Annotated in this window: 14 protein-coding genes and 2 rRNA genes (1 of these 16 running past the window's edge); 10 read left to right on the top strand and 6 right to left on the bottom strand. The window is 66.0% G+C overall.

All coding sequences use genetic code 11. The features are described from left to right. Both ACZLIB_RS22710 and rrf read left to right on the top strand, forming a co-directional pair. Positions 1–2,327, top strand: a 23S ribosomal RNA gene (locus tag ACZLIB_RS22710) (it extends 553 nt beyond the left edge of the window). Positions 2,328–2,454: 127 nt separating this feature from the next. Then, positions 2,455–2,569 (top strand): 5S ribosomal RNA (gene rrf / locus ACZLIB_RS22705). A gap of 451 nt (positions 2,570–3,020) precedes the next feature. Here rrf and ACZLIB_RS22700 read toward each other — a convergent pair. From ACZLIB_RS22700 to hemH, 3 genes are all read right to left on the bottom strand, one after another. Continuing rightward, the gene (locus ACZLIB_RS22700; RefSeq protein ID WP_478468818.1) at positions 3,021–5,126 is read right to left on the bottom strand and encodes a methyl-accepting chemotaxis protein; all 2,106 of its coding nucleotides are present in this window, start codon (positions 5,124–5,126) and stop codon (positions 3,021–3,023) included. A gap of 290 nt (positions 5,127–5,416) precedes the next feature. Continuing rightward, positions 5,417–6,271 carry an alpha/beta fold hydrolase gene (locus tag ACZLIB_RS22695; RefSeq protein WP_478468816.1) on the bottom strand — a complete coding sequence of 285 codons (855 nt, stop codon included), beginning with the start codon at positions 6,269–6,271 and terminating at the stop codon, positions 5,417–5,419. Continuing rightward, positions 6,268–7,230: a ferrochelatase gene (gene hemH, locus ACZLIB_RS22690; protein ID WP_049462244.1), complete on the bottom strand. Its 963-nt coding sequence runs from the start codon at positions 7,228–7,230 to the stop codon at positions 6,268–6,270. The genes ACZLIB_RS22695 and hemH overlap by 4 nt, the downstream gene beginning before the upstream one ends. A gap of 165 nt (positions 7,231–7,395) precedes the next feature. Between hemH and ACZLIB_RS22685 the strand changes: the two genes are divergently transcribed. The 4 genes from ACZLIB_RS22685 to tatC all read left to right on the top strand — a co-directional run bounded on the left by ACZLIB_RS22685 (position 7,396) and on the right by tatC (position 9,815). Then, positions 7,396–8,289: a lipid-binding SYLF domain-containing protein gene (locus ACZLIB_RS22685; protein WP_049399149.1), complete on the top strand. Its 894-nt coding sequence runs from the start codon at positions 7,396–7,398 to the stop codon at positions 8,287–8,289. Positions 8,290–8,364: 75 nt separating this feature from the next. Next, positions 8,365–8,592, top strand: coding sequence for a Sec-independent protein translocase subunit TatA (gene tatA / locus ACZLIB_RS22680; protein ID WP_032128453.1), 228 nt, complete (start codon positions 8,365–8,367; stop codon positions 8,590–8,592). 15 nt (positions 8,593–8,607) lie between these two features. After that, on the top strand, positions 8,608–9,069 hold the full coding sequence (tatB, locus tag ACZLIB_RS22675) for a Sec-independent protein translocase protein TatB (protein WP_032128454.1): 462 nt from the start codon (positions 8,608–8,610) through the stop codon (positions 9,067–9,069). After that, a complete protein-coding gene (gene tatC, locus ACZLIB_RS22670) occupies positions 9,066–9,815 on the top strand; it encodes a twin-arginine translocase subunit TatC (protein ID WP_478468815.1) in 750 nt (249 codons plus the stop codon). The genes tatB and tatC overlap by 4 nt, the downstream gene beginning before the upstream one ends. Positions 9,816–9,901: 86 nt before the next feature. Here the strand turns inward: tatC and ACZLIB_RS22665 are convergent, their stop codons facing one another. Genes ACZLIB_RS22665 through ACZLIB_RS22655 form a run of 3 tightly spaced genes read right to left on the bottom strand, consistent with a single transcriptional unit; the run spans position 9,902 to position 13,417 of the window. Continuing rightward, positions 9,902–10,813, bottom strand: a complete 912-nt coding sequence (locus ACZLIB_RS22665) for a BPSS1780 family membrane protein (RefSeq protein ID WP_110714191.1) — start codon at positions 10,811–10,813, stop codon at positions 9,902–9,904. A gap of 50 nt (positions 10,814–10,863) precedes the next feature. Beyond that, complete coding sequence (locus ACZLIB_RS22660) at positions 10,864–11,610, bottom strand: glutamine amidotransferase (protein WP_032128456.1); 747 nt, start codon at positions 11,608–11,610, stop codon at positions 10,864–10,866. Beyond that, positions 11,582–13,417, bottom strand: coding sequence for a GspE/PulE family protein (locus ACZLIB_RS22655; protein ID WP_106469549.1), 1,836 nt, complete (start codon positions 13,415–13,417; stop codon positions 11,582–11,584). The genes ACZLIB_RS22660 and ACZLIB_RS22655 overlap by 29 nt, the downstream gene beginning before the upstream one ends. An 83-nt stretch (positions 13,418–13,500) precedes the next feature. Between ACZLIB_RS22655 and glyQ the strand changes: the two genes are divergently transcribed. The 4 genes from glyQ (at position 13,501) to ACZLIB_RS22635 (ending at position 22,469) form a co-directional block, all read left to right on the top strand. Beyond that, positions 13,501–14,412, top strand: coding sequence for a glycine--tRNA ligase subunit alpha (glyQ, locus tag ACZLIB_RS22650; RefSeq protein ID WP_006403404.1), 912 nt, complete (start codon positions 13,501–13,503; stop codon positions 14,410–14,412). Positions 14,413–14,483: 71 nt separating this feature from the next. After that, positions 14,484–16,559, top strand: a complete 2,076-nt coding sequence (gene glyS, locus ACZLIB_RS22645; protein WP_164080011.1) for a glycine--tRNA ligase subunit beta — start codon at positions 14,484–14,486, stop codon at positions 16,557–16,559. 256 nt (positions 16,560–16,815) lie between these two features. Continuing rightward, positions 16,816–18,612 carry an autotransporter assembly complex protein TamA gene (locus ACZLIB_RS22640; RefSeq protein ID WP_478469962.1) on the top strand — a complete coding sequence of 599 codons (1,797 nt, stop codon included), beginning with the start codon at positions 16,816–16,818 and terminating at the stop codon, positions 18,610–18,612. Then, positions 18,609–22,469: a translocation/assembly module TamB domain-containing protein gene (locus ACZLIB_RS22635; RefSeq protein ID WP_478468813.1), complete on the top strand. Its 3,861-nt coding sequence runs from the start codon at positions 18,609–18,611 to the stop codon at positions 22,467–22,469. The genes ACZLIB_RS22640 and ACZLIB_RS22635 overlap by 4 nt, the downstream gene beginning before the upstream one ends. The last annotated feature ends 154 nt before the right edge of the window (positions 22,470–22,623 follow it).

The following is a 22,623-nucleotide window of genomic DNA, read 5'->3' as shown; positions in this document are numbered from 1 at the left end:
GTATAATGGGTCAGCGACTTACTGTTCGTGGCAAGCTTAACCGTATAGGGGAGGCGAAGGGAAACCGAGTCTGATAAGGGCGCATAGTCGCGGGCAGTAGACCCGAAACCGGGTGATCTAGTCATGCCCAGGGTGAAGGTGCGGTAACACGCACTGGAGGCCCGAACCCACTCCCGTTGCAAAGGTAGGGGATGAGGTGTGATTAGGAGTGAAAAGCTAATCGAACCCGGAGATAGCTGGTTCTCCTCGAAAGCTATTTAGGTAGCGCCTCATATGTATCCTCTCGGGGGTAGAGCACTGTTATGGCTAGGGGGTCATCGCGACTTACCAAACCATTGCAAACTCCGAATACCGAGACGGACTGTATGGGAGACACACGGCGGGTGCTAACGTCCGTCGTGAAAAGGGAAACAACCCAGACCCACAGCTAAGGTCCCAAATTCACTGCTAAGTGGAAAACCATGTGGAAAGGCACAGACAGCCAGGAGGTTGGCTTAGAAGCAGCCACCCTTTAAAGAAAGCGTAATAGCTCACTGGTCGAGTCGGTCTGCGGGGAAGATTTAACGGGGCTAAGCAGTGAACCGAAGCTTGGGGTGCATAACTTTGTTATGCGCGGTAGAGGAGCGTTCCGTAAGCCGTTGAAGGTGGATTGAGAAGTCTGCTGGAGGTATCGGAAGTGCGAATGCTGACATGAGTAACGATAATGCGGGTGAAAAACCCGCACGCCGAAAGCCCAAGGTTTCCTTGCGCAACGTTAATCGGCGCAGGGTGAGTCGGCCCCTAAGGCGAGGACGAAAGTCGTAGTCGATGGGAAGCAGGTTAATATTCCTGCACCTCGCGTAAGTGCGATGGAGGGACGGAGAAGGTTAGGTGTACCAGGCGTTGGTTGTCCTGGGGAAAGGCGGTAGGTTTGGATCTTTGGCAAATCCGGGATCCTTCAAGACCGAGCACCGAGACGAGCCTTTAAGGCGAAGTCACTGATACCACGCTTCCAGGAAAAGCTCCTAAGCTTCAGCTTACGCAGACCGTACCGTAAACCGACACAGGTGGGTAGGATGAGAATTCTCAGGCGCTTGAGAGAACTCGGGTGAAGGAACTAGGCAACATGGCACCGTAACTTCGGGAGAAGGTGCACCCTTTTTGGTGGCTCGTGCGAGCTATAGCTGAAGAGGGTCGCAGTAACCAGGCCGCTGCGACTGTTTATCAAAAACACAGCACTCTGCAAACACGAAAGTGGACGTATAGGGTGTGACGCCTGCCCGGTGCTGGAAGGTTAATTGATGGGGTCAGCCGCAAGGCGAAGCTCTTGATCGAAGCCCCAGTAAACGGCGGCCGTAACTATAACGGTCCTAAGGTAGCGAAATTCCTTGTCGGGTAAGTTCCGACCTGCACGAATGGCGTAACGACAGCGGCGCTGTCTCCACCCGAGACTCAGTGAAATTGAAATCGCTGTGAAGATGCAGCGTTCCCGTGGCAAGACGGAAAGACCCCGTGAACCTTTACTATAGCTTTACACTGAACGTTGAGTTCGTCTGTGTAGGATAGGTGGGAGGCTATGAAACTGTGGCGCTAGCTGCAGTGGAGCCATCCTTGAAATACCACCCTGTCGTGCTTGACGTTCTAACCTGGGCCCATTATCTGGGTCGGGGACCGTGTATGGTGGGTAGTTTGACTGGGGCGGTCTCCTCCTAAAGAGTAACGGAGGAGCTCGAAGGTACGCTCAGCGCGGTCGGACATCGCGCACTGTGTGCAAAGGCATAAGCGTGCTTGACTGCAAGATCGACGGATCAAGCAGGTAGGAAACTAGGACTTAGTGATCCGGTGGTTCTGTATGGAAGGGCCATCGCTCAACGGATAAAAGGTACTCCGGGGATAACAGGCTGATACCGCCCAAGAGTTCATATCGACGGCGGTGTTTGGCACCTCGATGTCGGCTCATCACATCCTGGGGCTGTAGTCGGTCCCAAGGGTATGGCTGTTCGCCATTTAAAGTGGTACGCGAGCTGGGTTCAGAACGTCGTGAGACAGTTCGGTCCCTATCTGCCATGGGCGTTGGAGATTTGAGAGGGGCTGCTCCTAGTACGAGAGGACCGGAGTGGACGAACCTCTGGTGTTCCGGTTGTCACGCCAGTGGCATTGCCGGGTAGCTATGTTCGGAAGCGATAACCGCTGAAAGCATCTAAGCGGGAAGCGCGCCTCAAGATGAGATCTCCCGGGGCACAAGCCCCCTGAAGGAACCATGTAGACTACGTGGTTGATAGGTCAGGTGTGTAAGTACAGCAATGTATTGAGCTAACTGATACTAATGATCCGAGAGGCTTGACCATATAACCTCAAGTTGCCTTGGCTTTACGACAACGTCGTAAGAGCATCCAAGTGCACGCTACGTCACAAGAACTACGAGAGGCAGGCGCCTTATCCAGCCGTATCGGATGGCGACGCTCCAACCGCCTCCCTGGTGAAATTAGCGCTGTGGAACCACCCGATCCCATCCCGAACTCGGAAGTGAAACGCAGCTGCGCCGATGGTAGTGTGGCTCAAGCCATGCGAGAGTAGGTCATCGCCAGGGTTTACACCCAAAACCCCGCTGCTTACGCAGCGGGGTTTTTCTTTGTGCGCGCGAAATGCGGGTAGTGCCGGCCGCTGGCCGGCAACCCGATGGCGTTACATCGCCCGTTAGATCCAGGCCATACGCGGATATTCTCCGCGGGTAGCCACAGCGCCAACCAAGGTTGGCGTCTACCGAGGGCATGCGGACCAACAGTAGGTCCACGCCATGCGTGGATGGGCTGTCCCTGCGAAGATCGGTGCCAACCCCGGCAGCAGGCCAGACAGTGCGCGTCGCTGTGATTGCCGGCCAGCGGCCGGCACTACCAGTAGATCCACGCCATGCGTGGATGCCCTCCGTGAGGAACCACGGCGCCAACCAAGGTTGGCAGCTACTGGCAGCAAGGCCTACGCAACAAAAAGACGGCGCCCTGCGGGCGCCGTCTTGATCAGGATCGAACTGAAGGCCCGGATCAGGCGGCCTGCGAGACCTCGTGCGGTTCCTGCTGGCGGAACACCGACACCGCCTCGGTAAGCGTACCCGCCTGCGATTGCAGCTCGCGTGCGGCGGCGGTGGCTTCTTCCACCAGCGCGGCATTCTGCTGCGTGGCCTGATCCATCTGCACCACGGTCTGGTTGATCTGCTCGATACCGATCGACTGCTCCTGCGACGCCGCGGATATCTCGCGCATCAGGTGGCTGACATCCTCCACGCCGCCAACAATGCCCTGCATGCGTTGGCCGGCGTCAGCTACCAGCTGGGCACCCTCACCCACCTGGCGGCCGGCTTCGTCGATCAGCTTCTTGATCTCCTGGGCCGCCGCCGCAGAGCGCTGCGCCAGTACCCGCACCTCGCTGGCCACGACCGCGAAGCCTCGGCCCTGTTCGCCGGCGCGTGCCGCCTCCACGGCTGCGTTCAAGGCCAGGATATTGGTCTGGAAGGCAATGCCGTCGATGACGCCGGTGATGTCGCCGATCCGCTTCGAGGCACCTTCGATGGCCTGCATGGTATTCACCACCCGCTGCATGGCTGTGTTGCCGTCACTGGCAGCGCTCTGCGTGGAAGCTGCCAACGCACTGGCCTCACGCGCATGGGCGGCGTTCTGGCGCACGGTGGCGGTGAGTTCCTCCATCGATGCTGCGGTCTCCTGCAGGTGCGCGGCCTGGCGCTCGCTGCGCTCGGACAACGCGCCGTTGCCGGCGGCAATCTCGCTGGCGGCGGTACTGATCGACGCCGCACATTCCTGGATGCGCCCGACCATGCGCGCCAGCTGGCCGGCCGTGGCATTCGCATCGCGCTGGATCGCGGCGAAGGCGCCGTGATACTCGCCGTGCATGCGCCGGTCCAGATCGCCATTGGCCAAGGCGGAAAGCATCTGCCGCACCTCGTCGACAGTGCCGCCCAGCGTATCCAGCAGCTGGTTGATGCCACCGGTCAGTCCATCCAGGAAGCTCGCACCTTCGCTCGCCTGCAGACGCTGGTCGAGATCGCCGGCGGCAGCGGCGGCAACAATGCCGGCCACTGCGTTCTCAAGCGACAGTTCATGCGTCCGGTCATGCCATTCCACGGCGAAACCGAGGCGCAGGCCCTGCGCATCGAACACCGGCGTGACCACCTGCGCGAAGTGCACCGGACCGATCTGCACCTTGCCGTTGTGGGTGACCTGCAGGCCGTTGAGGATCGCGCGGATGCGGTCCGGGTTGGCGTGGAAGCGGTGGATGCTGCTGCCGACCAGGCGCTCGGCATCGAAGTCGGGGAAGGCCTGGCGCAGTGTTGCCTGCTGGTTGCGCAGCAGGGCCACCACCGAGCGGTTCACGTAACGGATCACGTGGTCGTTGTCGGCAATCATCATCGCGGTGCGCGAGGCATCGAGCGCCTGGCGGATCTGCGCATTCTCGGCATGCGCTTCAGCCTCGCGCCCACGCTGCGCCTGTACGTGGCGGGCGGTATCGGCCAGCGCATGGGCCAGCGAACCGGGTGCATAGGCCGCGGTATCTGCATGTGCGCTCAGATCGGTGCCCGTAGCGATATCGCGCGCCAGTGCCGCCAGGCGGCGCGGGCCGTGGCCAAGCGCCTCGGTCTGCTGGCGCAGGCGCAGCGCGACCTGGCCGAGGAACACGGTCAGGCTGGCGAACAGGCCGGCCTGCAGCAACGTCGGTCCCACGGCTGCGCCGTGCAGCAGCGGTACCAGCAGGGCGAGGGTGCCAACACCACCTGCCAGCCATACCGGCAGGCGATCGCGGTGGCTGAGCAGCACGCCCAGCAGCAACGCGATCGGCAACGCTGGCGACAGGCCGACGATCGCGCACAGCAATGCCAACTGCAGCGACAGCAGCAACGCCAGGCCGTTGCGGGCGATGCTGCGGCCCGCCTGTGGACCGGCGAGCCAGAGGGCGGGCAGCACGGCGGCCGCCGCCAACGCGGCGCCCGGTACGTGGGGCCCACGCAGGGCCAGCACCAGGCCAGCCATAGCCAACGCCGCACTGCCGATCAGCAGTCGACGGTCAGCGCGGTGAGCGAGCTGCTGCAGATGCGGCAGGCGAACGGTATCGGGGGGACGGGAGGATGCAGCGGACATCGGCGACTCCTGGATCAGCAGACGACAGCGGCCACGCGGTGGCGCACGCATGAGCGCGTGGCCAGGGCAGGGACCGGAAATTCGGGGAATGCGACGCAATCAACGTCGCGGAGACGGGGCACCGTGACCACATCCTGTGGGTGACGGTGCAATGGAGCAGGCATGCGGACTTCCTTGCAGGACCAGACACACGCCGCAGGTCCGACCGGACCTGCGTGCTGCGGACGCAGGGGCCCGCAACTGATGTATCGGCCGCAAACGCGCGGAGTGAAGCGCGCGGATACCTTTGCTCAGCCCGCGTTGCCGTTGCTGAAGAAGTGCAGGATCACGCCCGCGATCTGTTGCGGGTCTTCCATGTGCAGGTGATGATTGCCGGGAAACACCGCCAGCCGTCCATCACGCAGGTGCTGCAGGCGATCGCTGCGCATCGGCTCGGGATAATAGGACTGCGCCGGCGTGGCATAGATCACCTGTGTCGGGCAGGCGATGGCCTGCAGCAGGTTGTCGATCTGGCCTTCACTGAGGCGGATCGCGGTGGGCAGCATCAGGCGTGGATCGCTGCACCAGCGGTAGCCGCCTTCAACCGGTTCCACGCCACGCTCGACCAGCAGGCGTGCGCAGCCTTCGCTGAGCTGGTTGGTCATCATCCGCGCACGGATGGGTGCGGCCAGATCGGGAAACACGCGCAGCTGCTTGCGTGCCAGTGCGCGCGTGGCATTCACATGCTCGCGCAGGCGGTTGGCGGTTTCTTCCTCGGGACCACGCAGGCCGCCGAGTGCTTCGATCGCCACCAGGCGCTCGACGCGATCACTGACCGAGGCGGTGAGGCTGGCGATGCCGGCGCCCATTGAATGGCCGAGCAGGCTGAAACGGTCCCAGCCCAGTGCATCGGCCACATCGAGTACGTGGCAGATGGCGGCGGCCGTGGTGTAGCTGGCACCGGCCGGCAGATGTGCGCTGTGACCGTGGCCGGGCAGGTCGATGGCTACCAGCTGCAACGACGACAGGTGCGGCGCCAGCGGCACGAAGCTGGCCGCGTTGTCGAGCCAGCCATGCAGGGCCAGCACGCGCGGGCCGTCACCGTGGTTGCGCAGGCCGGCGACGCGCGCGCCACCGACCTCCAGTTCAAACGGTTGCAGACTCATGCCAGCGAGGCCACGGCCAGCCGCGCAAGCGCACGCGCGTGCTCCGGTTCGGCGTTGAGGCAGGGGATGTAGCGCATCGTCGCGCCGCGCTCGGCCAGTGTTTCGGTGAAGCCCAGTGCCACTTCTTCCAGCGTCTCCAGACAGTCGGTGGCGAAGCCCGGGCACACCACGTCGATCTGCTTCACGCCGGATTCGGCCAGCGCCCACAGGCTGGGCTCGGCATACGGCTGCAGCCAGCGCTCGCGGCCGAAGCGCGACTGATAGCCCATCTGCCAGTCGTCCCTGCCCAGCTCCAGCGCCTTGGCGATGGCCTGCGCACTGGCCTCGCAGCGCTGCGGATACGGATCGCCGGCATCGGCCAGGCGCTGCGGAATGCCGTGGAAGGAGAACATCAGTTTCTGGCCACGACCGTGCTGTTCCCAGTAGCGGCGGATCGAGCCGGCAACGGCGTCCACCCAGCCCGGATCGACCGAATAGTCGCGTACCAGGCTCACGGTCACGCCCGGATTGCGGCGCTGCCAGGCATCGACGCGGTCTTCGACCGAGGCGGTGGTGGTGGTGGAGTACTGAGGGTAAAGCGGCAGCACCACGACGCGGCGCGCACCGTCGGCCGCCAGCCGGTCGAGTTCGCTGGCCAGCGCCGGTTCGCCATAGCGCATTGCATGGCGCACCGTCAGGGTCGGCAACAGCGCTTGCATGGCCTGCGCCAGCTGGCGCGTATGCACCATCAGCGGAGAGCCCTCCGGCAGCCAGACCTGGGCGTACTTGGCCGCTGAACGGCTGCTGCGCAGCGGCAGGATCAGTCCGCGCAGCAACGGCTGCCACAGCAGTGCCGGGATCGAGACCACGCGGGGGTCGGACAGGAATTCAGCCAGGTAACGGCGTACGGCGGGGGCCGTCGGCGTCTCGGGCGTGCCTAGGTTGACCGCCAGCACGGCGGTATCGGGTGCGTCGAGCATGAGCGGTATTGTCGCCGATCCGGTGCCGCGCCGGGATGCAGGGTTCGGATTGCAGGCATAGCGCGCATCAATGTGAGCAGGGAACGCTCATTGGGGATTCATGACAACACTACTAATTTCAGTCACTTGCTATATCTTCCTATGGACTGACTTCTGGAGCCTGCCATGCGTCGCCCGATCCAAGCCCTGCTGATCGCCGCCAGCCTGCTGTCCAGCCAGGCCATGGCCGGACCGCAGGAAGACCAGCGTGCCCGCAATGCCGTGCGCGTGCTGGCTGAAATCCAGGAAATCCCTGAACAGGGCATTCCGGACAAATTGCTCGACGAAGGCCGCGCGGTCATCGTCATTCCCGACACGATCAAGGCCGGTCTGGTCATTGGCGGTCGTCGTGGCCACGGCCTGATGTCCGTGCGCATGCCCAACGGTGCCTGGTCCAACCCGGTGTTCGTGAAGCTCACCGGCGGCAGCATCGGCTTCCAGGCCGGCGTGCAGTCCTCCGATGTGGTGCTGGTGTTCCGCAACGACCGTAGCCTGGACAACCTGGTCAACGGCAAGTTCACGCTGGGCGCCGATGCGGGTGTCGCCGCCGGCCCGGTCGGCCGCAATGCCGCCGCCGCCACCGACGGTCAGCTGAAGGCCGAAATCTGGTCCTGGTCGCGCGCCCGCGGCCTGTTCGCCGGTGTCGCCCTGGATGGTGCGGTGCTGCAGATCGACGATGCCGCCAATCTGGACGCCTACGGCAGCAACACCACGCCGCGCATGATCTTCGAAGGCCGTGCGGCCGGTTCGCCGTCGATGGATGTGGTCACGTTCCGCGACCGCCTGGAAGAGGCCACCTACGCCGCGCGCAACAACCGCAACGGCAACGGTGGCAACGCGCCGCGTCCGGCAGCGGCCCCGACGGTTGCTCCGGCGCCTGTTCAGGCAGCGCCGGCCGCCCCGGCCGAAGCCACTACCGCACCGCTGCAGAACGTGCCGCAGAACCCGCCGCCGCAGCAGCAGGGCTTCCAGCCGGTCAACGACGGCGAAATCCGCACGGAAACGCTGGGCGGAAACTGACTTTCGTCACGCGCGCCGCCTAACACCCGGTGCGCTATGCTCGACAGCCTGATCACTAACGTAACGAGCGTCTTTATGGGCAGTTTCAGCATCTGGCATTGGTTGGTCGTGCTGGCCATCGTCCTGCTGGTGTTCGGCACCAAGCGCCTGACCAGTGGCGCCAAGGATCTCGGTTCGGCGGTCAAGGAATTCAAGAAGGGCATGCGCGACGAGGACAAGCCGAACGCGCAGCTGGGCGATGAATCGCGCAGCCAGGACGCCTCGCGCGCCGCGCAGGACGAGCACGACCGTAACGCTCGCTGATCCGGAGCGGTCGCGGTGTTTGATATCGGCTTCAGCGAGCTGCTGGTGATTGCAGTGGTCGCCCTGGTGGTGCTCGGTCCCGAGCGCCTGCCCAAGGCGGCCCGCTTCGCCGGCCTGTGGGTGCGACGTGCCCGTAATCAGTGGGATTCGGTGAAACAGGAACTGGAGCGCGAACTGCAGGCCGAGGACATCAAGCGGCAGATGCAGGACGTGCGCCAGGGCATGCAGGACACCGAGAACCAGCTGCGCGCCAGCGGTGAAGCGATCCGTCGCGAAGCGCAGGAAGCCCAGCAGCAGGGCGATACGCTGGCGCAGGAAGTACGCGCGCCGGCGCCCGCAGATCTTCCGCCGCACATGAGCGCCGTGCCCGACGCCGATGCGCCGGCACAGGAGAGCGTTGCTCCCGAGCCGACGCCGGCGACACCCCCTGAAGCCGGTGCGCCGCCGCCGCAGAGCAGCCCGGAGCGCCAGCCATGAGTGAACAGGATTTCGGCGAAAACTCGCTGGTTGAGCATCTGGTGGAACTGCGTGGCCGCCTGGTACGCGCATTGCTGGGACTGGGCGTGGTGCTGCTGGGCCTGCTGCCGTTTACCCAGAAGCTCTACAACGCACTGGCCGAACCGCTGGTCTCGCAGCTGCCGAACGGGCAGACGATGATCGCCACCAATCCGGCCGGTGCCTTCTTCGCACCGCTGAAGCTGACTTTCTTCGTGGCCCTGTTCGTGGCCGTGCCGTGGCTGCTGTACCAGCTGTGGGCCTTCGTCGCGCCCGGCCTGTATGCGCGCGAGAAGCGCCTGGCGGTGCCGTTGCTGGTGTCCTCGGTGCTGCTGTTCTACACCGGCTGTGCCTTTGCCTACTTCCTGGTGCTGCCGGCGGTGTTCCACTTCCTCACCACCTTCAGCCCGGACGTGATCGCGATCACCCCGGATGCGAACGCCTACCTGGATTTCGTGCTGGCGATCTTCTTCGCTTTCGGCGGCAGTTTCGAACTGCCGGTGGCGATGGTGATCCTGGTGCTGCTGGGCTGGGTGACGCCGCAGCAGTTCAAGGAAGGCCGTGGCTACGCGATCGTCGGCATCTTCGTGGTGGCGGCGGTGCTGACCCCGCCGGACGTGGTCTCGCAGCTGATGTTGGCGATTCCGATGTGCCTGCTCTACGAGCTGGGCATCCACGCCGCACGCTGGCTGGTGCCGTCATCGGTAGTGAAGAAACCCGCCGCCTGAAAGACAAAAAGGGGACGGAGGGGATTAAGTCGTTAGCTGCACACACTGGGCATTAACGACTTAATCCCCTCCGTCCCCTTTTTCCGTCAGGCGTGGAACACGTCGCTTGAGGTCGGCGTGGTCGGGATCGGTGGGGCCGCGCGGCTGCCGCGGTGCACGAACATCTGCTTCCATGCGGCGTAGACCGCGCCGACATACAGCGGCATCAGCACCGTGGTCAGCACCAGCTGGGCGATGAAGGCGGCGGCCAGCGGGCCACCGATCAGCATCGCGATCTGGATCACGATCACGAACAGGATGTACATGCAGAACGCGGCGATCAGGCCGAGTACGGCGAACACGAACATCGCGCCGATGTTCTCGATGCAGCCCTGCAGGCTCAGGCGCAGCGCATGCATGCCGCTCTGCTTGTCGAACACCACCAGCGCCGGCTGGGTGAACATCGCCAGCGACAGCGCCACCGCGCTCAGGAACACCAGCAGCATCCACAGCGCGATGCGCTTGGCCGGCAGGTTGGCGACCAGTGCGGCCGCATCATCCGGCTTGATCTGCTGGCCACTGCGGCTGATCTCTTCCATCTTGGTCATGACCTCGCTGAAGGCGGTGAAGCCCTCGCGGCCGATCATCATGAACAACAGCGCGCCCAGCAGCAGGACCGCCAGCACCTGGATCGCCAGCGGCACCAGCAGGTGGCTGACGCGGTGGTCGCGGATCGGCTGCAGCAGGTGCGAGGCCAGGCCCGGGCGGCCTTCGTCGATTTCGCCCACGGCGTACAGCATGCCGCCGAACATGATCGGCGAAATGGCCAGGGTCATCAGCTGCACGGCCATGCCGGCGGCGCCGGGAATCAAGGTCGACAGCAGGGTCACCACCCAGCTCACCAGCAGCCAGGTCAGGCCGATCCGGGCCAGCTGCAGCGGCGCACGCCGGTACAGGGAGAACGTATCCAGCAACCACTGGGCGCCCGCCGAGGCCGGCAGCTTGCGAATCTCTTTCATGGACATCCGGGAAGGACAGGAGGGGGCCGGGCGGCTGCCCGTGCCGCCGATTATCCCTGTTTTGCCACCGGCTGGGCTGAAGACAGCCGCGCCTGGCGGACGAAGCGGCGCAACAGCTGGCGGGCCAGCGGTGCGGCGCTGACCGCGCGCTCGATGCTGCGGGCGCAGCCGCCGTGGCGGCCGATGCAGTCGGCGCGGGCGCGCACGTAGCCGCGCATGTGGTGGGTGGCGAATTCCGGATGGAACTGCACGCCCCACGCCTGGCGGCCCCAGCGGAAGGCGTGGCAGCCGTCCAGCGGCGAGCGTGCCAGCACTTCGGCACCTTCCGGCGCGCGCAGCACCGTCTGCAGGTGGGTGGCGTGGGCGGCGAAATGCTGCGGCAGGCCCTGGAACAACGGGTCCTGCGCGGCCTGCGGCTGCAGTTCCAGCTCGATCGTGCCGGACTCGCGCCCGGCCGGGTTGTAGGCCACCTCGCCACCCAGCGCGTGCGCCAGCAGCTGGTGGCCATAGCAGATGCCGAATACCGGCAGGTCGTCGTGGGCGGTCTGGCGCAGCCATGCGGCGCTGCGCTCGCTCCACTCGGCGTGGTCGGTGACGAAGGCGGCCGAGCCGGTCACCAGCACGCCGGCGAAGGCATGTGGGTCGGGCAGGGCGCCACCGTGTTCGACATCGACCACCACCGTCTCGTGCTCTTCCAGCCCGGCGGCGACGCGGATCCAGTGCGGAAAGCGCCCGTAGCGGCGCAGCGACGGTACCGGGCGGCCGGTTTCAAGGATCAGGAACGGGGCTGGGTTCATCCGGGGGCGGCAGGACTGACAGGACTTCCTCGATTGTAGTCAGCCCCTGCGCCACCTTTTCAAGCCCGGCCTGGCGCAGGGTTCGCAGCCCTTCAGCCCGTGCGGCACGGCTGAAACCGGCCAGATCCATGTCGGCACGGATCTGCCCGCGCAGCCGCGAACCCAATGGCAGCAACTCATACAGGCCGATGCGGCCGAGGAATCCGGTGCGCCGGCACTCCAGGCAACCGACCGGCCGACAGGGCGTGGCGGCATCTGGATATGCGGCATGGCTATCAGCCAGCACCGCCCAGTCGGCGGCGCCGAGGCTGTGCGGCTGCTTGCAGTGCGGGCACAGCGTGCGCACCAGGCGCTGGGCGAGGATGCCGTTGAGGGTGCTGGCCAGCAGGTAGTGTGGCACGCCCAGGTCGAGCAGGCGGGTGACCGCCGAGGGCGCGTCGTTGGTATGCAGGGTGGACAGCACCAGATGGCCGGTCAGCGAGGCCTGCACCGCCATCTGCGCGGTTTCCAGGTCGCGGATCTCGCCGATCATGATGATGTCCGGGTCCTGCCGCAGCAGCGTGCGCACGCCGCTGGCGAAATCCAGGTCGATGTTGGTCTGCACCTGCATCTGGTTGAACTCGGGCGCGATCATCTCGATCGGGTCCTCCACCGTGCACACGTTCACGTCCGGCGTGGCCAGGCGCTTCAGCGTGGAATACAGGGTGGTGGTCTTGCCCGAGCCGGTCGGGCCGGTGACCAGCACGATGCCGTGCGGGCGTTCGACCAGTGCATTCCAGCCCGCCGCCTCCTGCGGGCTGAAACCGAGCTGGTCGATGCTCTTGAAGGCGGCATCCGGGTCGAAGATGCGCATCACGCACTTCTCGCCGAAGGCGGTGGGCATGGTCGACAGACGCATCTCGACCTCGCGGCCGCCCGGCGAACGGGTCTTGATGCGGCCATCCTGCGGGCGCCGGCGTTCGGCCAGGTCCATGCGGCCGAGCACCTTGATGCGGCTGACCACCGCGGTCATCACCGCCGGCGGTACCTCGAACACCTTGTGCAGCACGCCGTCGATGCGGAAGCGCATGCGCCCCATTTCGCGGCGCGGCTCCAGGTGAATGTCCGAGGCGCGCTGCTCGTAGGCGTACTGCAGCAGCCAGTCCACGATATGCACGATGTGCTGGTCGTCGGCATTGACGTCGCCGGTGCGGCCCAGCTCCACCAGCTGTTCGAAGCTGGGCAGGGTGGTGCTGGCCTCGCCGCGCACGTCGCCACGGGCGCCGCGCACCGAGCGGGTCACCCCGTAGAACTCCATGGTGTAGCGGTGCAGGTCCAGCGGGTTGACCACCGCCAGCTCGATGCGGCGGCGGGTCAGGTGCTGCAGGTCGCGGCGCCATTCCTGCACCAGTGGCTCGCTGGTGGCCACCAGCACGCGCTCGGCATCCACCGCCAACGGCAGGAAACGGTGGCGGCGCGCGTAGGCATGGGAGACCAGCGCGGTGACCGCGGCGACGTCGACCCGGGTCGGGTCGATGCGCAGGTAGCGGCTACCGGTGCGCTGCGCCAGCCACTCGGTGAGGCGCTCCAGGGTCAGTTCGCCACCGCCGTTGGCGGCCAGCTTGAGGTTGGACAGCAGCACCAGCGGGTGCACTTCACTGGCATTGCGCGCGCCCTGCGCGGAAAAGCGCATGCGCTCGCGGTCCTGCTCGGCCACCAGGCCATCGGCGATCAGGGCCGCGGCAATCTGCTCGAACTGCAGGCGACCCCACGGCAGCGGTACGCCGCCAGCCTCGCCGGGCGTGCCCACCGGCAGCCGATGTTCCATCTGCCTGCTCCTCCCGGGTACGGAATGCCCCGCAGGTCGGCCGTTATACTAGCGCACCCCCTTGCCGGCCAAGACTCGTACGCATGTCCGCGACCCCGACCGTTCCGATCACCTTCCAGGGCCTGATCCAGACCCTGAACCAGTTCTGGGCCCAGCAGGGCTGCGTGCTCATCCAGCCGCTCGACCTGGAGGTGGGCGCTGGTACCTTCCACCCGGCCACCTTCCTGCGTGCGATCGGTCCGGAGAGCTGGAACGCGGCCTACGTGCAGCCCTCGCGCCGCCCGACCGACGGCCGCTACGGCGAGAACCCGAACCGTTTGCAGCGCTACTACCAGTACCAGGTGGCGATGAAGCCGGCGCCGGACAACATCCAGCAGCTGTACCTGGATTCGCTGAAGGCACTGGGCATCGACCCGCTGGTGCACGACCTGCGCTTCGTCGAGGACAACTGGGAATCGCCGACGCTGGGCGCCTGGGGCCTGGGCTGGGAAGTCTGGCTCAACGGCATGGAGGTGACCCAGTTCACCTACTTCCAGCAGGCCGGTGGCCTGGAGTGCCGCCCGGTGCTGGGCGAGATCACCTATGGTCTCGAGCGCCTGTGCATGTACCTGCAGAACTGCGACAACGTCTACGACCTGGTCTGGACCTACGGCCCGGACGGCCAGCCGGTGACCTACGGCGACGTCTACCACCAGAACGAGGTGGAGCAGAGCACCTACAACTTCGAATACGCCGACGTGGAAGAAATGTTCCACCGCTTCGATGCCTGCGAGCGTGAAGCGCAGAAGCTGGTGGAAGTGAACCTGCCGCTGCCGGCCTACGAGCAGGTGATGAAGGCCAGCCACACCTTCAACCTGCTGGATGCGCGCCGCGCGATCAGCGTGACCGAGCGCCAGCGCTACATCCTGCGCGTGCGCGCGCTGGCCCAGGCGGTGGCCAAGGCGTACTACGAGCAGCGCGAGAAGCTGGGCTTCCCGGGCGCGAAGAAGGCCTGACGGCCGCTCCCCCCCTTACTCCGGGGCGCCGGACGCGTCGCGCGCTGCGCCCCCACCACAGGATTGAAACGATGAGCCAACTGTCCCCCCTGCTGATCGAACTGGGCACCGAGGAGCTGCCGGTCAAGGCGCTGCCGGGCCTGGCCCAGGCGTTCTTCGATGGCGTTGTCGACGGCCTGCGCAAGCGCGGCGTCGCGCTGGAACTGGGCGATGCGCGCCCGCTGTCGACTCCGCGCCGCCTGGCCGTGCTGCTGCCGGGCGTCGGCCTGGAACAGCCGGAACAGCACAGCGAAGTGCTGGGCCCGTACCTGAACATCGCGCTGGATGCCGAAGGCCAGCCGACCAAGGCCCTGCAGGGCTTCGCCGCCAAGGCCGGGATCGACTGGACCGCGCTGGAAAAGACCACCGACAACAAGGGTGAGCGCTTCGTGCACCGCGCGGTGACCCCGGGCGCGAGCACCGCCAGCCTGCTGCCGGAGATCCTGCGCGAGGCGATTGCGGCGATGCCGATTCCCAAGCCGATGCGCTGGGGTGACCACGCCTGGGGCTTCGCGCGTCCGGCCCACTGGCTGGTGCTGCTGCACGGTGCCAACGTGGTTGAAGCCGAGCTGTTCGGCCTGCAGGCCGGTCGCGTCAGCCGTGGCCATCGTTTCCACCACGACCAGGCGGTGTCGCTGGCCCAGCCGCAGGATTATGTTGAAGCCCTGCGTGCCGCCTTCGTGCTGGTCGACCCGAGCGAACGCCGTGCGCGCATCGTTGCCGAGGTCGAGGCCGCTGCGGCCAAGGCCGGTGGCAGCGCCCGCATTACCGACGACAATCTGGAGCAGGTGGTGAACCTGGTCGAATGGCCGTCGGCAGTGCTGTGCAGCTTCGAACGCGCGTTCCTGGCGGTGCCGCAGGAAGCGCTGATCGAGACGATGGAGATCAACCAGAAGTTCTTCCCGGTGCTGGATGCCGCTGGCACCCTGACCGAGAAGTTCATCGGCATCGCCAACATCGAATCGAAGGACGTGGCCGAAGTGGCCAAGGGCTACGAGCGCGTGATCCGCCCGCGCTTCGCCGATGCCAAGTTCTTCTTCGACGAGGACCTGAAGCAGGGCCTGGTGTCGATGGGCGACGGCCTGAAGACGGTGACCTACCAGGCCAAGCTGGGCAGCGTGGCCGACAAGGTGGCGCGCGTGGCCGCTCTGGCCGAAGTGATCGCCCCCCAGGTCGGCGCCGACGCCGCGCAGGCCAAGCGGGCCGCGCAGTTGGCCAAGAACGACCTGCAGTCGCGCATGGTCAACGAATTCCCGGAACTGCAGGGCATCGCCGGCCGCCACTACGCCGTGGCCGGTGGTGAATCGCAGGAGGTAGCGCTGGCCATCGACGAGGCCTACCAGCCGCGCTTCGGCGGTGACGACATCGCGCTGTCGCCGCTGGGCAAGGTGCTGGCGATTGCTGAACGTGTCGACACGCTGGCCGGTGGCTTCGCCGCTGGCCTGAAGCCGACCGGCAACAAGGACCCGTTCGCCCTGCGCCGCAACGCGCTGGGCCTGGCCCGCACGATCATCGAAAGCGGCTTCGAGCTGGACCTGCGCGCGCTGCTGGCCAGCGCCAACGCCGGCCTGGCCGCACGCAACGTGCAGGCCGACGTCGGCGAGCTGTACGACTTCATCCTCGACCGCCTGAAGGGCTACTACGCCGACAAGGGCGTGCCGGCCACGCACTTCAATGCGGTGGCCGAGCTGAAGCCGGCCTCGCTGTACGACTTCGACCGCCGCCTGGATGCGATCGGCACCTTCGCCGCGCTGCCGGAAGCCGAGGCGCTGGCTGCGGCCAACAAGCGCATCCGCAACATCCTCCGCAAGGCCGAAGGCGACATCCCGGCCCAGATCGACCCGGCGCTGCTGCAGGAAGACGCCGAGCGCGCGCTGGCTGAAGCGGTCACCGCGGCCATCGACGACACCGGCGCCAGCCTGCAGCACAAGGACTATGTGGCTGTGCTGGCGCGCCTGGCACGCCTGCGCCCGCAGGTCGACGCGTTCTTCGATGGCGTGATGGTCAATGCCGAGGATCCGGCGCTGCGTGGCAACCGCCTGGCGCTGCTGACGATGCTGGGCGAGCGCCTGGGCAAGGTGGCAGCGATCGAGCATCTGTCGAGCTGACGCCCGTATCGGTAGTGCCGGCCGCTGGCCGGCATTGCCACCGCGCATCGGATCGATCTGTGGGTTGCCGGCCAGTGGCCGGCACTACCGGATCACCGCTGGCGGATGTCCATCGGGGTCATTGCCGGCATCGCGCACGATGCCGGCATCCTCGGCTGCGATCACGACGATCGCCACAAAGGCGCGTATTTTGACCGCCACTTAACAACCGATCCCCAATGACGTGATGCATTTCGCATCGTCACCTTCGGTCGGTATGCTGTGCCGCATGCAGCCAAAGAAATACGCCCTGCCGCTGATGGTCCTGTCGCTGGCCGCCACCTCCGTGGCCCACGCGCGCGGCACCATCGACAAGGTGGACATCAAGGGATTGGACAAGGGCGACGACGCCGCAATCATCGAGAACATCCAGGAATCGCTGTCGCTGTACGACACGATCGGCAAGGAACAGGGCGAATCGCGCCTGGAGTACCTGCTGTCACAGGCCGAGCGGCAGACCCGCCAGGCACTGGAACCGTTCGGGTACTACAACCCGGTGATCAAGGTCGAGGCGCCGCGCGAGGACGAGCACGTGCGCGTGCTGATCCATGTCGACAAGGGCACCCCGGTGACCGTCCGCCGCGAGCACATCGACATCACCGGGCCGGCGATGTACGACCAGTACCTGCAGGACGATCTGGCCGCGTTCAAGCCGCGCAAGGGCCAGCGTTTCGAACACACGCAGTACGAAGCCAGCAAGATCACCGTCACCCGTCGCCTGGCCGAACGTGGCTATTTCGATGCCGACTACACCCAGCGTCAGGTGCAGATCACCCGTGCCGACAACGCCGCCGACATCGACCTGACCTGGGACAGCGGCCGCCGCTACAACATGGGACCGGTGCGTTTCGAGCAGGACTACTTCGTCGACAAGCTGTTCGATCCGCTGGTGTACTGGGAACAGGGCAGCTACTTCCACGAGGGCAAGCTGGACCGCCTGCGCGAGTCGCTGACCAAGCTGGACTACTTCAGCGTGATCGACATCCAGCCGCGGCCCGACCAGGCCGATGCGAACGGCGAAGTGCCGGTGGATGTGAAGCTGACCCGTGCCAAGCGCACCATCTACACCGCGGGTCTGAGCTACGGCAGCGAAAGTGGCCCGGGTGTGCGCGGTGGCATCGAACGGCGGTGGCTGAACAACCGCGGCCACAAGATGAACACGCAGCTGGACTATGCGCAGAAGCGCAAGAGCCTGGTCACCAGCTACCGCATTCCGGCCTTCAACTGGCTTGATGGCTGGTACACCTTCGCTGCCAGCGCCTACGACGAGCAGACCGACTACATCGACCTGCGCAACTTCAAGCTGATCGCCAGCCGCAGCGGCGAGATCAACGAACACTGGACCGCGATCGCCTCGATCAACGCGCTGCGCGAGCGCTGGCGCTATGCCTCCGGCACCGAATTCACCGACGCGGTCTACAACACGTCGACGCTGGTGTACCCGCAGATGGTCGCCGACTACGTCAACGTCGATGACGAACTGTTCCCGCGCAAGGGCATCAGCGGTACTGCGACGATGCGTGCCGGCGTTGAAGGTGCCGGTTCGGACAACAGCTTCGTGCAGGCCAATGCCGTGCTGCGCTGGTACATCCCGGTGGGCGAAAGCAACCGCCTGATCCTGCGCGGCGAGAGTGGCACCACCTGGACCAGTGATCTGGTGGCGATGCCGCCCAGCCTGCGCTACTTCGCCGGTGGTGACCGCAGCATCCGTGGCTATGCCTATCGCGAGGTGGGCCCGCGGACCCCGGCACCGGACAAGTACGCGCTGGGCGCCAAGAACCTGGTGATCGGCTCGGCCGAGTACGAGCATTATTTCAATGGTGGCCCCTGGGGTGCGGCGGTGTTCGTCGATACCGGCAGCGCCTTCGACAACACCATCGATCTGCATACCGGCGTCGGCTTCGGCGTGCGCTGGAAATCGCCGGTGGGCCCGGTGCGCGTGGATATCGCGCATGGCTTGAACAACCCGGATTCGCAGTTCCAGCTGTACCTCAACATCGGAGCGGACCTGTGAGTACGCCCGCACCCACTCCGAACCCGACCACGCCGCCGCGCGTGCGCTTCTACCGCCGCCGCCGCTTCTGGGCCTGGTCCGGTGTGGGCGTGCTGGGCCTGGTGCTGCTGGCCCTGCTGGCGGTGTACTGGCTGCTGCAGACCGTGGCCGGCCGTGACGTGCTGCTGGCGCAGGTGGTGGCACGGCTGCCGGTGGGCGCCAGCTTCACCTGGGACAAGGTGGACGGCCCGGTGGCCGGTCCGCTGACCCTGTACAACGTCGACTTCCGCTACGACGACATCCATTTCCACGCCGAGCGCGCCCATCTGGAGCCGGACCTGCGCCCGCTGCTGGGCCGCAAGCTGCTGCTGGACAAGCTGGAGCTGACCAACGCGACGTTGAACCTGGCCAAGAGTGACGAGCCGTTCAAGCTGCCGTCGTGGCCCGATTCGCTGCCGCAGATCGAAATGCCGTTGGCGATCCAGGCCGATACCATCGCCATCGACGGCTTCCGCATCAGCCAGGCCAACGAGCCGGTGATCGACATCAGCCGTGTGCGTGGCGGCATCGAGATCGCCAATGGCGAGTTCCAGGCACACAAACTGGTGGTGGACAGCGACATGGGCAATTTCACCGCCCAGGGTCGTTACATCCCGGCCAAGGACTACGACACCGATGTAACCGTCACCGCGGTGCTGCCGGCGCCGCGTGGCCGCACGGCCGCCACCGTCGGCCTGGTCGCCCGCGGTGACCTGTCGCACATGGAAGTGGCCGTAGCCGGGCGCGCGCCGAAGCCGCTGCACGCGATGCTGGTGTTCGATGGCCGCACCGATCCGAGCTGGAGCGCCAGCATCCGCAGTGACGAGCTGGATCTGGCGCTGCTGTCGCCGGCACTGGCCAGCTCGGCGATCGCGCCGCTGGCACTGGACTTCACCGCCGCCGGCAAGGGCGGCAACGCCAACCTGCGTGGCAAGGTGAAACAGGGCGATCAGGAACTGGAACTGGCACCGTCGGTGGTGTCGCTGCAGGACCAGGTGCTGAAAGTCTCACCGCTGCTGGTGAAGGGTCTTGGCGGTGAGGCGCGGCTGGAAGGCACCGCCGATTTCAGCCAGGAAGACCAGCAGAAGCTCAACTTCTCGGTGGTCGCACATGACCTGACCTACGTGCCAGCGGCGGACCCGAACACCGCCGGCAGCGCCCCGGTGCCGGTCACCTTGAAGGAAGCACGCTTCGGCCTGGCCGGTACCCTGAAGGCCTGGGCGGCGATCGGCCGCGCCGAGGTCGAGCGCGACGCGCAGAAGGCACAGCTGCACTTCGATGTGCGCGGCAACGATCAGGCCGCGTCGATCCATCAGCTGCAGGCGCAGACCCCGGGTGGCCAGCTGCAGGTGGAAGGCCAGGTGGCGTGGGCACCGCAGCTGGACTGGGATGCCAAGGCCACACTGAAGGACTTCGACCCCGGCTACTTCGTGCCGGGCTGGAATGGCCGCCTGTCCGGCAACCTGGCCTCCAAGGGCCGCCAGCTGCCGCCGCCGGCAAACGCACCGCCGGGTACCGCCGGCACGTTGGAAGCCACAGTCGATCTGCCGTCGTTGAAGGGCGTGCTGCGTCAGCGCAACCTGGACGCGCAGGGCAAGTTCGCGCTGCAGGGCGCGCAGGGCCAGGGTGACCTGAAGCTTTCGCTGGGCAGCAGCCGGGTGACCGCTTCGGGCAAGGTCGGTGACCGCCTCGACATCGATGCGCGTTTCGAACCGCTGCAGCTGAGTGACCTGCTGCCGGGCGCCGATGGCGGCCTGCGTGGCCAGGTACAGGTGAAGGGCCCGCGCGATGCGCCGGACATCACCGCCGACCTGGTCGGCAACAACCTCAACTGGGACGGCTACGGCGCCGAGAGCGTGAGCATCAAGGGCCACCTGCCGTGGCGTGGCGACAGCGGCACGCTGGCGATCCAGGGCCAGCAGGTCAATGCCGGCATGCTGCTGGAACGCTTGAACGTGGATGCGCAGGGCAGTGTCTCCAACCTGCGCCTGGCCGCGCAGACCCGCAATGAGATGGGCGCGATCGAGCTGCAGGGCAGCGTGCGCCAGCAGGGCGCGCAGTGGCGCGGCGAGCTGGCCGCGCTGCGCATCGCACCGGTGAAGGGCGATGCCTGGTCGCTGCGTGCACCGGCGGCGTTCGCGATCAACGGCAGCAACTACACGCTGGGCGAAGCCTGCCTGGCCGCCGCCAGCAGCGGCACACTGTGCGCCCAGGCCAACTGGCCGCGCGAGGGCCTGGTGGTGCGCAGTGATGCGCTGCCGCTGGCGCTGGTGCAGCCGTGGTTGCCGCCGCAGTCCGGCCGTCGCATCTACCTGCGTGGCGATGTCAGCCTGGATGCGCAGATCCGCCCGCGCGGCAACGCCTGGGAAGGCCATGTGGAAGTGCGCTCGAAGGAAGGCGGCGTGCGCCTGGGTGAGAACCGCAATGCCGTGGGGGACACCACCCGTGGCGAGCTGGTGCGCTACGACCAGTTCTCGCTCAAGCTCGACATGACCCCGGCCAGCATCAAGGGCTACCTGGGCATGGGCTTCCAGGGCAACGGCTTCGTCGACGCCAGGATGCAGACCGGCTGGGAAGCCAGCGCACCGCTGAACGGCGAGCTCTACCTCAACATGTCGCGGCTGTACTGGCTGGAGCTGTTCTCGCCGGACATCGTGCGACCGACCGGCCTGATCGAAGGCCACGTCAGCCTGCGCGGTACGCGTGGCCAGCCGTCGCTGGGCGGTGACGCGCAGCTGAGCAACTTCAAGGGTGAATTCCCGGCGCTGGGCCTGACCTTCGACCAGGGCAAGGGCAGCTTCGTGGCCCAGCCCGATGGTTCGGCCAAGATCACCGCGCAGGCCAACTCCGGCCAGGGCACGCTGTACGTGGATGGTGGCCTGTCGTGGTTCGGCGATGCACAGCCGCTGCAGTTGAAGATCCACGGCGACAACGTGCTGCTGTCCAACACCAGCGAGCTGCGCATCGTCGCCAATCCCAACCTCGACTTCACCCTGGCCAAGGCCGCGATGGAGCTGCGTGGCACCGTGCACGTGCCCGAGGCCGACATCGATCTGGAGCGCCTGGACCGCGGCACCTCGGTGTCCGAAGACGTGGTGGTGCTCGACCCGGCCGATCCGGAAGAGTCGCGTACCTCGCCGCTGGATATGGAGCTGACCGTCAGCCTCGGTGACAAGGTGAAGATGACCGGCTTCGGCCTGAAGGGCGCGCTGACCGGCAAGATGCAGGTCTGGGCCAAGCCTGGCCGCGAAATGACCGCCAATGGTGGGCTGGAAGTGAGTGGCCGCTACAAGGCCTATGGCCAGGACCTGACCATTACCCGCGGCAACCTCACCTGGAACTACAACGCGGTGTCCGACCCGCGCATCAACATCCGTGCCGAGCGCCGGATCGGTGATGTCACCGCGGGTATCGACGTGACCGGGCGTGCGCAGCAGCCGCGTGCGGACGTGTGGTCTGATCCGGCGATGTCGCAGTCCGAAGCCCTGGCTTATCTGGTGCTGGGACGCAGCCTGACCGGCGCCAGCAGCGACCAGACGCAGCAGGTCAATGCGGCCTCGGCGGCATTGTCGGCCGGCAGCGGCCTGCTGGCCTCGCAGCTGGGTGCCAAGCTGGGCCTGGACGATGCCGGCGTGAGCCAGTCGCGCGCGCTGGGTGGCTCGGTGATCGGCGTCGGCAAGTACATCTCGCCCAAGCTGTACGTCGGTTACGGCGTGTCGCTGGTCGGTGCCGGTTCGGTGATCACGCTGAAGTACCTGCTGCGCCGCGGCTTCGACGTGGAAGTGGAATCGAGCACGGTGGAAAACCGTGGGTCGATCAACTGGCGGCGGGAGAAGTAACGATGCGGTAGTGCCGGCCGCTGGCCGGCAACTGCACCGTATCTCCCGAGTTGCGTGGGTTGCCAGCCAGCGGCCGGCACTACCGTGCACGACGCCCCCAACCATCGGCCGTTGCCCCTTCCGCCCCCAGCGGCTATGGTCCCGGGCTGTTCTG

The organism is Stenotrophomonas sp. 220_Sma (assembly GCF_056487375.1).
Note: the sequence above shows the minus strand (reverse complement) of the source record. Positions and strands in the feature narration are given on the sequence as shown.